General features: G+C 40.3%; 16 protein-coding genes. 2 read left to right on the forward strand and 14 right to left on the reverse strand.

What is annotated here, in order from left to right; genetic code table 11:
• Position 1 precedes the first annotated feature (1 nt).
• Positions 2-772 carry a TIGR04219 family outer membrane beta-barrel protein gene (locus N523_RS0105390; protein ID WP_013463974.1) on the forward strand — a complete coding sequence of 257 codons (771 nt, stop codon included), beginning with the start codon at positions 2-4 and terminating at the stop codon, positions 770-772.
• A 76-nt stretch (positions 773-848) separates the two neighbouring features.
• Here the strand turns inward: N523_RS0105390 and N523_RS0105395 are convergent, their stop codons facing one another.
• Both N523_RS0105395 and N523_RS0105400 read right to left on the reverse strand, forming a co-directional pair.
• A complete protein-coding gene (locus N523_RS0105395; protein WP_016900283.1) occupies positions 849-1730 on the reverse strand; it encodes a TIGR03899 family protein in 882 nt (293 codons plus the stop codon).
• A complete protein-coding gene (locus N523_RS0105400) occupies positions 1699-2247 on the reverse strand; it encodes an SRPBCC family protein (protein ID WP_028834533.1) in 549 nt (182 codons plus the stop codon). The genes N523_RS0105395 and N523_RS0105400 overlap by 32 nt, the downstream gene beginning before the upstream one ends.
• Before the next feature lie 289 nt (positions 2248-2536).
• Here N523_RS0105400 and N523_RS0105405 point away from each other — a divergent pair, with 289 nt between their 5' ends.
• Entirely contained in the window at positions 2537-4720 is a 2184-nt protein-coding gene (locus N523_RS0105405; RefSeq protein WP_028834534.1) for a YgiQ family radical SAM protein, read from the forward strand.
• An 87-nt stretch (positions 4721-4807) separates the two neighbouring features.
• On the opposite strand, the gene mgtE is transcribed toward N523_RS0105405, so the two are convergent.
• The 12 genes from mgtE to N523_RS0105465 form a co-directional block, all read right to left on the reverse strand.
• On the reverse strand, positions 4808-6166 hold the full coding sequence (gene mgtE, locus N523_RS0105410) for a magnesium transporter (protein WP_024601347.1): 1359 nt from the start codon (positions 6164-6166) through the stop codon (positions 4808-4810).
• 139 nt (positions 6167-6305) lie between these two features.
• On the reverse strand, positions 6306-6578 hold the full coding sequence (locus N523_RS0105415; RefSeq protein ID WP_013463979.1) for an HPr family phosphocarrier protein: 273 nt from the start codon (positions 6576-6578) through the stop codon (positions 6306-6308).
• A gap of 19 nt (positions 6579-6597) precedes the next feature.
• Positions 6598-7440, reverse strand: a complete 843-nt coding sequence (gene rapZ / locus N523_RS0105420; protein ID WP_010390558.1) for an RNase adapter RapZ — start codon at positions 7438-7440, stop codon at positions 6598-6600.
• 19 nt (positions 7441-7459) lie between these two features.
• Complete coding sequence (gene ptsN, locus N523_RS0105425) at positions 7460-7912, reverse strand: PTS IIA-like nitrogen regulatory protein PtsN (protein WP_013463980.1); 453 nt, start codon at positions 7910-7912, stop codon at positions 7460-7462.
• A gap of 4 nt (positions 7913-7916) precedes the next feature.
• Positions 7917-8204: a ribosome hibernation promoting factor gene (gene hpf, locus N523_RS0105430; protein WP_010390562.1), complete on the reverse strand. Its 288-nt coding sequence runs from the start codon at positions 8202-8204 to the stop codon at positions 7917-7919.
• 26 nt (positions 8205-8230) lie between these two features.
• Positions 8231-9730, reverse strand: a complete 1500-nt coding sequence (locus N523_RS0105435; protein WP_024601344.1) for an RNA polymerase factor sigma-54 — start codon at positions 9728-9730, stop codon at positions 8231-8233.
• Positions 9731-9799: 69 nt separating this feature from the next.
• Positions 9800-10525 carry an LPS export ABC transporter ATP-binding protein gene (lptB, locus tag N523_RS0105440; protein WP_013463982.1) on the reverse strand — a complete coding sequence of 242 codons (726 nt, stop codon included), beginning with the start codon at positions 10523-10525 and terminating at the stop codon, positions 9800-9802.
• Positions 10522-11061 (reverse strand): lipopolysaccharide transport periplasmic protein LptA, encoded by a 540-nt coding sequence (gene lptA, locus N523_RS0105445; protein ID WP_016900279.1) that lies wholly within the window; start codon positions 11059-11061, stop codon positions 10522-10524. The genes lptB and lptA overlap by 4 nt, the downstream gene beginning before the upstream one ends.
• Positions 11051-11605, reverse strand: a complete 555-nt coding sequence (gene lptC, locus N523_RS0105450) for an LPS export ABC transporter periplasmic protein LptC (protein ID WP_024601343.1) — start codon at positions 11603-11605, stop codon at positions 11051-11053. The genes lptA and lptC overlap by 11 nt, the downstream gene beginning before the upstream one ends.
• Positions 11602-12153: a 3-deoxy-manno-octulosonate-8-phosphatase KdsC gene (gene kdsC / locus N523_RS0105455; RefSeq protein ID WP_028834535.1), complete on the reverse strand. Its 552-nt coding sequence runs from the start codon at positions 12151-12153 to the stop codon at positions 11602-11604. The genes lptC and kdsC overlap by 4 nt, the downstream gene beginning before the upstream one ends.
• On the reverse strand, positions 12154-13125 hold the full coding sequence (locus N523_RS0105460; RefSeq protein ID WP_016900276.1) for a KpsF/GutQ family sugar-phosphate isomerase: 972 nt from the start codon (positions 13123-13125) through the stop codon (positions 12154-12156).
• Between the two features lie 3 nt (positions 13126-13128).
• Positions 13129-14097: a calcium/sodium antiporter gene (locus N523_RS0105465; protein WP_024601341.1), complete on the reverse strand. Its 969-nt coding sequence runs from the start codon at positions 14095-14097 to the stop codon at positions 13129-13131.
• Positions 14098-14188 lie beyond the last annotated feature (91 nt).

Genomic DNA, 14188 nt, shown 5'->3' on the forward strand with positions numbered 1-14188 from the left:
AATGAAAAAGTATTGTATAGCAGCAGCCTTATCAATGGCATGTTTAGCCCCTGTAGCACAAGCCGACACTGTATTGGGTTTATATGTAGGGGTTGATGGTTGGAAAGCAGATAATGACGGTAGCTTTTCTGATAACAATAACGCCCTGCAAAACTTCAACTTTGAAGATGAAACCTTTGTAAGTTATTACGCTGCGCTTGAGCACCCAGTGCCATTAGTGCCAAACTTAAAGTTAAAATACACTGAGCTTGAATTAAACGGCTCAACAGTGCTTGAAGACACATTTAGTTTTAACGGTACTGATTATATTGTTGGCACTGATGTTAATTCAGTGACTGACTTATCGCACATTGATTATATTCTTTACTACGAGATTTTTGATAACGATTTAATCTCAATTGATTTAGGTCTTAATGCTAAGCAGTTTGATGGTGAGCTTGTTGTAACAGGTACATCACAACAAGGTGGCGCTAACTTTACTGAAATCGAAGAGTTCTCTGGTGTTGTGCCGTTAGTATATGGACGTTTTGAAGCGGGTTTACCATTTAGTGGTTTAAGTGTTTTTGCTGAAGGCAGCTTTTTAGCCATAGATGACAGTAAAGTACAAGATTACCAAATGGGTATTGCTTGGGAGTTTATTGATAACCTAGCGGTTGATGTTGCGGTTAAAGCGGGCTACCGCTCTATGGTTTTAGAACTTGATGATGTCGATGATATTAATACTGATATTGATGCATCGGGGCCGTTTGCCGGTATTCAGGTTCACTTTTAATTAAAGTATTATTTTGAGCCACCTTGTGTGGCTCTTATTTTTAAAAGCTAACACACGCTTTAGTCATCTCTGTTTGCTATTTTAAAGAATGCCAAACTAATTCAAACTCCCCTTCAAATGCTGAACCAATTAACTGTTTGTACACCTTGTTAATCGGGTAGTTCATTAATCTAAATAGTTCATCACCTGTTTGAGTAAACTTATAATAGCTAAGCACCAAATCGTTACTTTTTGCTTTTAAGGTTAGTTTTTGTGATAAAAAGGATAGGGTGAACTCTTGTCCTACTTTTAATGCCGCTGACTCTATTTCTTTACGATACAGCAAGTTTAAATCCATTAAAGTTAGTACGTCTGGAAAGCTCACGCCGCTTTTACCTATGCTTAATGACACTTTATTGCCTTTACCTAGTAAATCAAATAATGAGGGTTTTTTGTAATACCCCAAGAATATTAGGTGGCTGCTATCCTTTTCGTTATATCCAGAAATAGACACGCACTTTCTTAATGAATCGGCTTCGCGCTGGGTCATGTGCTTAAGTGTTTGTAAACTTTTAATAGAAAAAGTACCTGGGCTAATGGTTTCGCCAGTAAAAATTTTTGCCCACAACACTTGCATAGATTGATTTGAGGTATCTTCACATAAGGCTATAAAGTGCTCCACCCAATCAGCATCGGGCTGCTTAGCGCAAGCAACATCAGGACAAAACTCCATTGCTAAGGATAAAATAGTCTCAATATTTTGTTGCTGTTTAATCAGTAGTAAGTCTTGTCGTTTTTGAGCACGCGCTAAAATTGAATGCTCGCTATTAATACTATAAAGCGATTTGGCTTTACCTTGAGGATTATAGGTTTTTTCATCAATGGCAGGTGTATTACTCACTTTTGTGACCGAGTAACCTAGCAGTGACTCAATAATATTGGCAAGTTTAATCCTGGCTTGTGCGGTTTTGACTGTCATGGCTTTCCATTATTGCTTGTGCATCACTGAGTTGAGCGACCGTTTTTAAGTTATTTAGCCCTAGGGTCACTATATTACCTAATATATTTTCAGCAAATATAGCAACGTACCCAGAAATAAGTGGCATCGTTGCTTGTCCTTCTATATGCCACGTGACGGTTTTTGTGTGCGGGCTAAATAGCAATTTGCTAGTGATAATATGCTCTTGATTAAATAACACACTAAATACAACTTCATTATCGCTTAATGACGATATTGTCATTTCGCCTTTGCCCCATTTACCTTCCCAAGATTGGTAGGCTCCTGCGCCAGAGCTCGGTTCTCCAATATTAAACTTAATATTAGGGTCTATTTGTTGCCACGGCGACCATTTATACCACTGGGTAAAGTCCTCTACTAATGACTTTATTACGGGAGCGCGTGCATTAATTTTTATACTTTTTTGCACATGATAATTTTGTGGTAACAATAATCCAACGACAACAAAAACCAGAAGCAATATGATTGAAAACTGCATTATTTTTTTAAGTAGTTTAATAGGTATTCCTCATCTATTTTAATTTACAGCGTCTATCAATTATTAATAATTTAATAGTTTAACGAAGTCGCGGTTGCTTTTGATCTATTTTATCTACCTTGTATTATTCCAAAAGCAGACATTAGCCGTAATAAGTTTAGATGATTTATTAGTTTTAGTAATGCAATAAAGGTAAACAATTTTTAATCAGCGCTTTCATTTTGTGCTATATCAACGGGGATGTCGATAGGGTATAATTCGCGCCTTTTGTTATTGAACGGCCAATTTTATGAGCACATTAAAAGCTGATCGCGCCTTATTCTCATACCCCAAGTATTGGGCTGAGTGTTATGGCACAGCTCCATTTTTACCAACAACACGCGAAGAAATGGACGCGCTTGGCTGGGATAGCTGCGATATTATTATTATTAGCGGTGATGCTTATGTAGACCATCCTAGTTTTGGGATGGCCGTAATTGGCCGAGTGCTAGAAGCGCAAGGTTTTAGAGTGGGCATTATTGCTCAACCAGATTGGAACTCTAAAGATGCGTTTATGGCATTGGGTAAGCCTAACTTATTTTTTGGTATTACAGCCGGTAATATGGACTCGATGATCAATCGTTACACCGCTGAAAAACGAATGCGCCATGATGACGCATACACACCAGGAAATGTCGGCGGTAAACGCCCAGATCGCGCAGTGATCATTTATTCACAACGCTGTCGTGAAGCCTACAAAGATGTGCCATTAGTGTTAGGGGGCATTGAAGCCAGTCTGCGCCGTATTGCTCATTATGATTACTGGCAAGAAAAAGTACGTCGTAGCGTATTATTTGACGCTAAAGGCGATATTTTAATTTATGGTAATGCCGAACGCCCGTTAGTTGAAGTAGCGCATCGTATCGCTGCCGGTGAAACCATCGATACCATACAGGATGTTAGAGGCACGGCAGTTATTCGTAAAGAGCCTTTACCTGGTTGGCGTGGCAGTGACTCAACAGCGATTGATAAAATTGGTAAAATAGACCCTATTCCTAATCCTTATGGCGCGGATGATGTGGGCTGTGCTAAATCAGAATTTAAGCAAGCCGGCATCGATTTACAAGCAGAAGCTGCAAAACCAATTACCATCCAGCCTGCTCGTCCTAAGCCGTGGGAAAAAACTTACGTTAAACTGCCGGCATTTGAGCAGGTTAGCGTTAATAAGCCTTTGTATGCCCATGCATCACGTATTTTACATCAAGAAACCAACCCAGGTTGTGCAAGGGCGTTATTTCAACGTCATGGCGATCGTTCTATTTGGGTGAATCCGCCGGCTTATCCGCTTGAAACTCAGGAAATGGATGACGTGTTTGGTTTACCTTACCAGCGTATTCCACACCCAAGTTATGGCGATAATAAAATCCCCGCTTACGACATGATTAAAACGTCGGTAAATATTATGCGCGGCTGTTTTGGCGGCTGTTCGTTTTGTTCTATTACCGAGCATGAGGGGCGCATAATACAAAGCCGTTCACAAGAATCGATTATCGAAGAAATTGAACAAATTAGAGATAAAGTGCCGGGCTTTACTGGGGTTATTTCTGATTTAGGTGGGCCAACTGCAAATATGTACAAACTGCGTTGTACCAGTAAAAAAGCAGAGAGTACGTGCCGTCGCTTGTCGTGTGTGTATCCTGATATTTGTAAGCATATGGATACCGATCACACACCCACTATCGACTTATATAAAAAGGCGCGTGAGGTTAAAGGGATCAAAAAGATCTTAATTGCTTCGGGCGTGCGTTATGACCTTGCTGTACGTGATCCTCGTTACGTTAAAGAGCTAGTAACCCATCATGTTGGTGGATATTTAAAAATAGCACCTGAACACACAGAAGATGGCCCATTATCAAAAATGATGAAACCAGGTATGGGCGCCTATGATGAATTTAAAGCGTTATTTGATAAGTACTCAAAAGAAGCGGGTAAAAAGCAGTATTTAATTCCATACTTTATTTCTGCTCACCCGGGGACTAAAGATGAAGACATGGTAAACATGGCTTTGTGGCTGAAATCGAATGATTTTAAGCTTGATCAGGTACAAAATTTTTATCCATCACCGATGGCCAACGCAACCACCATTTATCATACTGAAATGAACTCGCTTCGTAATATTAAAAATAATACTGAGCAAGTTGCTGTGCCTAAGGGAGCGCGTCAACGTCGTTTGCATAAAGCAATTTTACGCTATCACGATCCTGCCGGTTGGCCAATGATCCGCGAAGCCCTGCGTAACATGGGCAAAGCCAAGCTTATTGGTAAAGGTCCAAATTGTTTAGTGCCAGAAGAAGGCCGAGATGAAAGGCAAACCAAAGGCGGTAAAGGCAATAAGGGCGGTCGTCCTGCGCTTACTCGTCATACTGGCTTTAGCCAGTTTAAAAAAGCCAACACTAAGCCTAAGGTAGGTGGTAATCGCCAGCGCGCTAAGTAGCCTTAACTTATGTAAAGTAACTATCGGCTTAAACAAAAACACCGCGTATTGATGCGGTGTTTTTGTTTAAAAACGTTTATAAAAAGATTAAATCAATAACCAAGTCGCAGTACCTAAGAAGGCAAATATACCAACAATATCAGTTACTGTGGTTAGTACCACACTGCCTGCAAGTGCTGGATCTATTTTCATTTTTTTAAGCAATAGTGGGATACTAGCACCCGCAATACCTGCTGCAACTAAATTCATAAACATAGCAAACGCTAAAACACCACCGAGTTTGAAATCCCATTGCCAAAGCGCAACAACACCGGCAATTAGGATAGACCAAACCATACCGTTAATCGCACCGATAGCGAGTTCTTTTAATAATAAAAAACGTTGGTTAGTTTGGTTGATATGGCCCACCGCGATACCGCGAATAACCAAAGTTAAGGTTTGGCTGCCTGCAACCCCACCCATTGACGGGACAATGCCATTGAGCACAGCAAGAATTGGTAATATAGCTAAGGTGTTTTCAAAAAAGCTCGCCACAATTGCAGCTAGCAATGCAGTTAGTAAGTTTACACCCAGCCAAATTGAGCGCTTTTTAGAGCTTTTCAACACAGGTGCAAAGGTATCTTCTTCATCATCTAAACCCGCTAAACCCAGTAAACTGTGCTCAGCGTCTTCACGAATAACATCAACGATATCATCAATGGTGATCCGCCCAAGCAAGTGTGCGTTGTCATCAACAACCGGTGCCGATATCCAATTATGACGCTCAAACAATTGTGCAACTTCGCTCTCATCCATTGAAATAGGAATAGACTCACAGTCTTCATCCATTAAATCATGAACAATTTTTTCAGGGGGGTTGGTTAATAAAGTACTCAGCGATAGGGCGCCTAAAAAGCAGTTATTTTCATCAACCACATATAAGTCATCTGTACCCTCAGGTAATTCGCCGCGTAAGCGAATATAACGCAGTACCACATCTAGAGTCACATCGGGGCGAATAGTAACGGTATCTATATTCATCAATGCGCCAGCAGAGCGCTCTTGATACGATAAAGCCTGCGTTGCACGTTCTCTATCTTGAATATCCATAGCGCTAACAACGTCTTTATAAACAGTGTCAGGTAGGCTACGTAGTACTTCCCCTAAGTCATCATGACCCATGTCTTCGGTTGCAGCAGCAATGTGCTCGGGTGCCATTTGCGCAATAATGCCCAAACGTACATCTTCAGAAAGCTCTTCAAGCACATCACCTTGTACATCAGGATCAACAAGCTGCCAGAGCATACGGCGAATTTTATGCGGGGATGATTCTAAAAGAAGTGCGGTATCACAAGGCGCCGTTTTTGCCAGCATGCGTCTAACTTGAACAAATTGACCACTATTTAGTGACTTAGTCACCTGTTTTAGTTGTTGTAGTGGAATATCTTGTTCTAAAGCTTCAGGCATTGGCGTCCTTAATTAAATTGTATTACATGCTGGAAGGGTATAAATGCTATTCAATTTTAGTTTATCTTACTTTATGTGAGCAAACTACCTCAACCACTATTAACCTAAGCTTAGGATGATGAGTTAATAATGAACTTTTTTATTCTTGCTCATTAAATCGTTGGTCGATGAGCTCACCTATTGCGCTAAGTGCAGGCTCAGCGTCGGGGCCTTCGCATACCACCTTAACTTCTTTGCCTTGGCTGCTTTCGAGTAACATAAGTGCCAGCACGCTATCGCCAGCGGCTTGTTTGTCATCTTGAAATAAAGTGATTGTGGCATCAAATTGCACAGAAAGCTGAGCTAATACTGTCGCCGCTCTAGCGTGTAATCCTAATTTGTTTTTTATTAAAAATGTATTTTCTAAGCGCATTGCATGTTCTCACTCGGTATTATTCTTGTTCTCGGTGGCGAATTTTTACATTAGGATGGCTCATTGCAAAGCTTTCGCCAATGGTTTGCGCTAAATAAACAGAGCGGTGTTGCCCACCGGTACAGCCAATTGCAATGGTTAAGTAGCTGCGGTTATTTCGTTCTAAATGCGGCAGCCATGTTTGCACAAATGTTTGAATTTGCCATGTAAATTTTTGCACTATACTGTGACTTGCTAGGTAGTCTTTTACTGGTTGGTCCAGCCCTGTAAGTGGCTTAAGTTCAGGCTCCCAATGCGGGTTTGGTAAAAATCGGGCATCGAATACGTAATCTGCTTCTTTAGGGATGCCGTGTTTAAAACCAAATGACTCAAAGGTAATGATCAGTTGTTTATCTTTTTTTCCGAGTATTTTTTCACGAATAGACTCAGCAAGCTGATGCACACTTAAATCCGTGGTATCAATCATATAATCAGCACGGTTAATCAATACATCAAGTAGTTGTTTTTCTTTTTTTATGGCTAAATCAAGCGGCAAAGAATCAATAGATAAAGGGTGGAGACGTCGCGTTTCTGAAAAACGTTTTATTAATGTTTGATCGTCACTGTCTAAATAAAATACCGTTGGTTTAGTAAAACCAGGTAAATATTCAATGATTTCATTAAACTGCTGTTGCTCTTTAGGTAGGTTACGTACATCAACACTCACGGCAATTTTATTATAACTGTCGGAAACACTGCGCACTAATGATGGTAATAAATTAAGAGGAATATTGTCTACACAATAATAACCTAAGTCTTCCACAACGCGTAACGCCACAGATTTACCTGAGCCTGAACGACCGCTTATAATTATTAATTCCATTTATCACCTTTCTTTATTACTACGATTGACTGACGATAACCTGATACAGTTCGCTATCCGATTTGGCGGCGCGTAACTGTTTACAAAATTCTTTATCATTGAGCTTATCAGCAATCGTGGCTAGCGTCTTCAAATGCTGCTGATTATCGCCATCGGGAACAATTAACGCGACAAAAATGTCAACCGGCCGGTTATCAATCGCATCAAAATTAATAGCTGTTTCGCTCACTAAAATCAAAGCAAGGGGCTCTTGAGCTCCACTCATGCGACCATGTGGAATAGCAATGCCTCGGCCAATGCCTGTACTTCCAAGCTTTTCTCTTGCAGTTAATGCATTAAGAATATCTTGTTGTGTTAAATAGGGCAGCTTATTGTGAGCCAATTCACTGATAAATTCTAAAATTCTTTTTTTACTATTAAAAAGGACCGCAGCTTTACTGCAGTCCTGACAGATAAGTGAGCTTAGTTTCATAGTGTTAGTGTCGAGCAAGTTTCTCTTTGTGTTTAATTACTTGACGATCTAGCTTGTCAATGAGCGAGTCTATAGCGGCATACATATCTTGATGCTCAGTAGAGGCAAAAATCTCAGCGCCACTAACATGAACGGTTGCTTCAGCTTTTTGGTTTAGTTTTTCTACATCGAGAATAACGTGCACATTCGTTATGTGATCAGTGTGCCTCTGTAACTTCGAAAATTTACTATTTACGTAGTCTCTAAGCGAGTCGGTAATATCTACATGGCGACCAGTTAAATTCAGTTGCATAAACATTTTCCTCTTTGTTGTACGCCTTAAATCAAACTTTTACGTTGATTAGACGGGGGAATAGCTAGAGATTCGCGATATTTTGCAATGGTTCTCCTCGCTACTTTAATTCCTTGCTCTGCCAATATATCTGCAATTTTACTATCACTCAATGGTTTAGCTGAGTTTTCTGCAGCGATTAATTTTTTAATTAATGCACGTATTGCTGTTGATGAACATTCGCCACCATTTTCAGTACTTACATGGCTTGAAAAGAAATATTTAAGCTCAAAAATGCCACGTGGTGTATGCATGTATTTTTGCGTAGTAACACGCGATATAGTCGACTCATGCATTTCCACCATTTCAGCCACATCGTTAAGCACCATAGGCTTCATAGCCTCAGGACCGTGTTCAAAAAAGGCCTGTTGCTGCTGCACAATACAGTTGGTTACTTTAAGTAGCGTGTCATTCCTACTTTCTAAGCTTTTTATAAACCATTTAGCCTCTTGTAAGTGCGAGCGAATAAACTGGCTATCACCACTTGATTTAACCGTACGCGACATAGCTGCATATTGGCTATTTACTCTGATCTTAGGCATGCTATCTGGGTTTAATTCAACTACCCAACGACCTTTAACTTTCTTAACCGACACATCAGGAATAACGTATTCAGACTCTTCTCTAACAATAGTGTCTGCCGGTTTTGGGCTGAGCGTATGAATCAACGTCATGATTTCTTTAAGCTCATCTTCTTTAAGCTTTGTTTTTTTCATTAACGTGCGATAGTCACGTGCAGCAAGTAAATCAATATGATCGGTTAAGATCATTTTTGTTTCGTTTAAAAAAGGTGTGTCTTTATCAAATTGATTTAGCTGAATACACAAGCACTCTTGTAAACTACGCGCGGCTATTCCCACTGGATCAAATAGTTGAATACGCTTTAGTACCGCTTCTATTTCGTCAAGTTCAACTTCATCTTCGCCGTCGTTTTCTTGGTTAAAGCTTTCTAATATTTCTTCACAGCTAAGGGTTAGAATCCCTGAATCGTCCACAGCTTCTACAATTGCAATAGCTATCGCTTCATCGGTAGGACTAAACGGCGTCAGTTGAAGTTGCCACATTAAATACTCATGCAGCGTTTCAGTCGAAGAGCCTTGATAAATAGATTCATCTTCTGGCATTGGGCCCGATGAAGAGGCAGGCGCAGCGCTCATATATTCATCCCAAGTAACATCCATAGCCATATCATCGCTAATGGTGTCTTTGGTCATTGCTTCGCCGCTATCTTGCTCATACTCGCTAGGTTTATCGTCAGCTGAGGCACTTAGCGTTAAGTCATCGTTATCGGCTTTTTGTTCGTTTTTACCTGCAGTGTCTTCGCTGTAATCGTGTTCTTCAACTTCAAGCAAGGGGTTGCTATCGAGCGCTTCTTGAATTTCTTGCTGGAGATCCAATGTACTGAGTTGCAATAAGCGAATTGCTTGTTGCAACTGTGGAGTCATTGTAAGTTGCTGGCCCATGCGCAGCTGTAATGATTGCCTCATGTATCTCTAACAATCCTTTTAAATTAGTATAATTAATCTTAGCAGATGCTTAGTGTAATAACACACATATTAGAGCTTGAACTGCTCGCCTAAATAAACATCGCGTACTGTTTTATCGTTTAATACATATTCTGGAGTGCCTGATGCAATTAACTCCCCATGAGAAACTATGTAGGCTTTTTCACAAACATCAAGAGTTTCGCGTACGTTGTGATCTGTGATAAGTACGCCAATTCCTCGGTTTTTAAGATGCTCTATAATCTTTTTAATATCTAATACTGAGATAGGATCAACCCCCGCAAAGGGTTCGTCTAAAAGGATAAATTTAGGGTTTGCTGCTAACGCGCGAGCAATTTCAACGCGGCGACGTTCACCACCTGATAAAGCCATACCTTGACTATCGCGGATATGCTGAATGCTAAATTCATCAAGTAAATTATTTAAGGTATCTTCGCGTTGTTGTTTATTTAATTCTTTACGTGTTTCTAAGATAGCCATTAAGTTTTGATAAACAGTCAGCTTTCTAAAAATAGACGACTCTTGCGGTAAATAACCAATCCCTAAACGCGCTCGGCTGTGCATCGGTAATAAAGTAATATCTTTATCATCAATTGATATTTTGCCTTTATCGCTAGGCACAAGGCCTACAATCATATAAAAAGTGGTGGTTTTACCTGCACCATTAGGGCCAAGTAACCCCACAATACTGCCAGCTTCAACCTCTAGGCCAACGTTTTTTACAACTTCACGACCTTTGTAGCTTTTAGCTAATAGCTCTGCTTTTAATGTGCTCATGGTTGGCCTTTATCATCTTCTTTTTTATTTTCAACAGGGACTAAAATAGTGTGTACACGGTCTGTTGAGTTTTCGTCTTTTTCTGCGCTAATTAACTGCTGCTCGATATCGTAAGTGATACTTTTAGCTGTTATTTTTTGACCTGCTTGAGCAATGCTTGCATCGCCGATTAAGGTTAAAAAACGCAGCGACACATCGTAACGCACTTCATTAGCACTGGCGCTCATTATAGTGCCATCAGCTTGTGTTTCTTCAAAATATGCAGGGCTGCCTGTGGCAATTAATAACTGTTTGTTATCGCCTAGATCATCGCGTTTATGCACTTCTAAACGGTCAGCTGTGATACGGCGATTACCATGAATAATTTCAACATTTTTCTCAAAAATGCCTACGTTTTCTTTTAATTGACCTTCTTGCTTATCTGCACTAATTGAAATTTGATTAGCAGCGGGGGCTTCAGCAGGTTCAGCGCCATTACTGTTAAAAGCAATTAATAGTGAGGGAACAATTAAAATTTTAAATAGGTTATTGGTCATAATATAGGGTTCGCGTATGGTTAATAAGTTTAATCACCTCGGTTTTTAAATCGGCCTCAAGGCCTTTACCTGTGATTTTTAAATTAGGTCCTGTAATAACGACAGGCTGCTGTGATTGCATGGTTAATAGTTTTATATCAACATTGATGGTCTGGGCGGTGATCGTATCGATCATGGCGTTATCTACTAAGTTTTGAGCGGTTACATTACCCTCTAACACCAGTTGACGGTCGTCGTAGAGGGTGGCTTCATCGGCGTTAATACGCCATGTTTGCTGCTCGTTGTATAAAGTGAATATAGGCTTTTCAAAAAAGGTAAAACCGAGTTGTTGATACAACTCCATTTTTACCGCAGTTACCTTATGGCTCACTTTACCTTGTTCATTATAAGCCGTTTGTTTTAGCTCAATAGCGGTATAATCAGGCTTAGCAATAACTTGTGTTTCTTCGCTTGCAGTAATATCAACCTTAGTAAAATAAGGATACCAGAGCCAAACCATACAGCTTATGAATAAAACGCTCAGTATAATGCGCGCTACATTCATGAACTCGTTCCTTGGCTAGTTAGTGGCTTGTTATTTTCGAGCATAAGTAAGTCTGTCAGCTCTCTTACCGCACCAAAACCGCCGGGCAGTTGGGTTACATAATGTGATAAACGTTTAATAAGTGGATGAGCATCGTTTACGGCAACCGCAAAACCGACTTGCTCCATTACTGGCATGTCTGGGCTATCATCACCTATATAAGCAATTTGCTCATCGCTAAGCGCTAATTTTTGTTTTAATTCTTGATAGGCTATGAGTTTGTCTTCTTGGCCTTGATATATATGTTGTACGGTTAAACTGCTCATACGTTGCTGCACTATATGAGAATGGCGCCCGGTGATCACGGCGACTTCAAAACCGCTGTTAATCAGGGCTTTGATACCAAATCCGTCTTTGGTGTTAAATGCTTTGAGTTCTTCACCTTGGTTTCCAAGGTAAATACGGCCATCAGAAAATACACCATCAATATCACAAATTAATAGCTTTACTTTTTTTGCGCGCGCCTTTGCATCATCACTTAGCGGTTGATAGAGATCTTCAAATTGCATTTATAGCACTCCCGCTTTAAGTAAGTCTTGCATATTTAGTGCGCCAATCGGTTGATTATGCTCATTAATTACAATTAAACCATTAATACGTTTTTGTTCCATAATATTTAACGCTTCAGCCGCGAGCATCTCTTGGGTGGCTGTAGTACACGACTTGGTCATCACAACATTAATTTCAGTGCTATGAATGTCAATACGTTGCTCTAAAATACGGCGTAAATCGCCATCGGTAAACAGGCCTGATAATTGCTGGTCACTATCAACAATAGCGGTCATGCCGAGTCCTTTGGCCGACATTTCAATTAAGGCATCTTTAATCGTTTGCGTCTCGTTAATGATAGGCGTATCAGCACCACTGTGCATAACATCTTTAAGAGTTAAGAGTAATCGCTTGCCTAAGCTACCACCAGGGTGCGATAGTGCAAAATCATCAGCAGTAAAGCCGCGTGCTTCTAATAATGCCACCGCCATGGCATCACCCATAGCGAGTGTGGCAGTGGTACTTGCAGTAGGTGCTAAGCCCAATGAGCAGGCTTCTTGTTCAACTTTAATACACACATGCACATTTGCCAATGTTGCCATGGTTGAGCCTTGGTTGCCTGTCATGGCAATCATTTTGGCACCAATGCGCTTTAATACTGGAATAATATTAAGTACTTCGCTGGTTTCACCAGAGTTTGAAATGAGGATAACCACATCATTTGCTGTGATCATTCCTAAATCACCATGGCTTGCTTCACCCGGGTGAACAAAAAATGCGGGGCTGCCGGTACTGGCAAGAGTGGCGGCTATTTTGTTACCAATATGGCCTGATTTACCCATGCCAATAACAATAATACGACCTGAGCAGTCATACATTAATTGACAGGCTTGGTTAAAGCTTTCATTAACGTATTGTGTAATATCGCTGAGTGCTTGGCGTTCAATCTCTAGAACACGTAACCCTTGTTGAATAAAGTTTAGCGTTGCCATGGGCTATCCTACTTGACTAAAAATATAACCTTGGTAAATCATAAATGCGACGATGAGCAAGCCACCTTCTATTCTATTGATACGTCTTTGACCTCTAAAGTTCAATGACATAGCAATTAGCGCCAAGGTTGCGCCAATCATAATAATAACATCACGGTTAGCTACCGAAGTATCGATAACCGATGGATTAATTAATCCTGCCAGCGGTAATACCGCTAAAATATTAAAAATATTCGAACCAACTATGTTACCCAGCGCTAAGTCATCTTCATTTTTAAGTACACCTGCAATTGAAGCTGCAAGTTCAGGTAAGCTGGTGCCTATAGCAATAATGGTCAAACCAATCACTAAGTCACTTAAGCCAAAATATTTTGCGATATCAACGGCTGAGCCAACTAAAAAGTGTGAACTAACCGGCAGTAAAATCATACCCACTACCAGCCAAAAAACAGCTTTTTTGGTTGGTACATTGTCAGGTACTTCGTCACAGGCTTCGCTCACAAACGGATCGTCTTGGTTTTTAGCTCGCAGTGAGACAAAAATAAGTCCGCCAATAAAAACAACAAAGCCAAATAATAAGGCTGCACCTTCAAAAAATGAAAAATAGTTATCTGAAAAAATATACCAAGTTGCAATGGAGACCAGCAGTACCAGTGGAATTTCACGTTTTAACGTACTTGAAGATACTGATAAGGGTCTTAAAAGGGCGGTAATACCTAAAACTAATAAGATGTTAGTGATGTTTGAACCAACTGCATTACCCACGGCAGTATCGGTTTTATTTGCCAAAGCTGCTGAAGCCGATACCATCATTTCAGGCGCTGAAGAGCCCATAGCTACCACGGTTAAACCTACAATTAGCGTTGGCACGCCAAAGTTTTTAGCCAGTGCTGCTGCACCATAAACAAACCTGTCTGCACTCCATACGAGAGCCGCAAAACCAAGAATTAAAATGACAAACGAGGTAACCATTGTGATAAGCCAATTAATGTAAATTCAGATAGCGCGAATAGTAACAAAAGCCACCATAAAAGTATAAATAAAAGAATAAGGTGTAATACAT

It is taken from the genome of Pseudoalteromonas sp. 23_GOM-1509m (assembly GCF_000518425.1).
Taxonomy (GTDB): Bacteria; Pseudomonadota; Gammaproteobacteria; order Enterobacterales; family Alteromonadaceae; genus Pseudoalteromonas; species Pseudoalteromonas tetraodonis.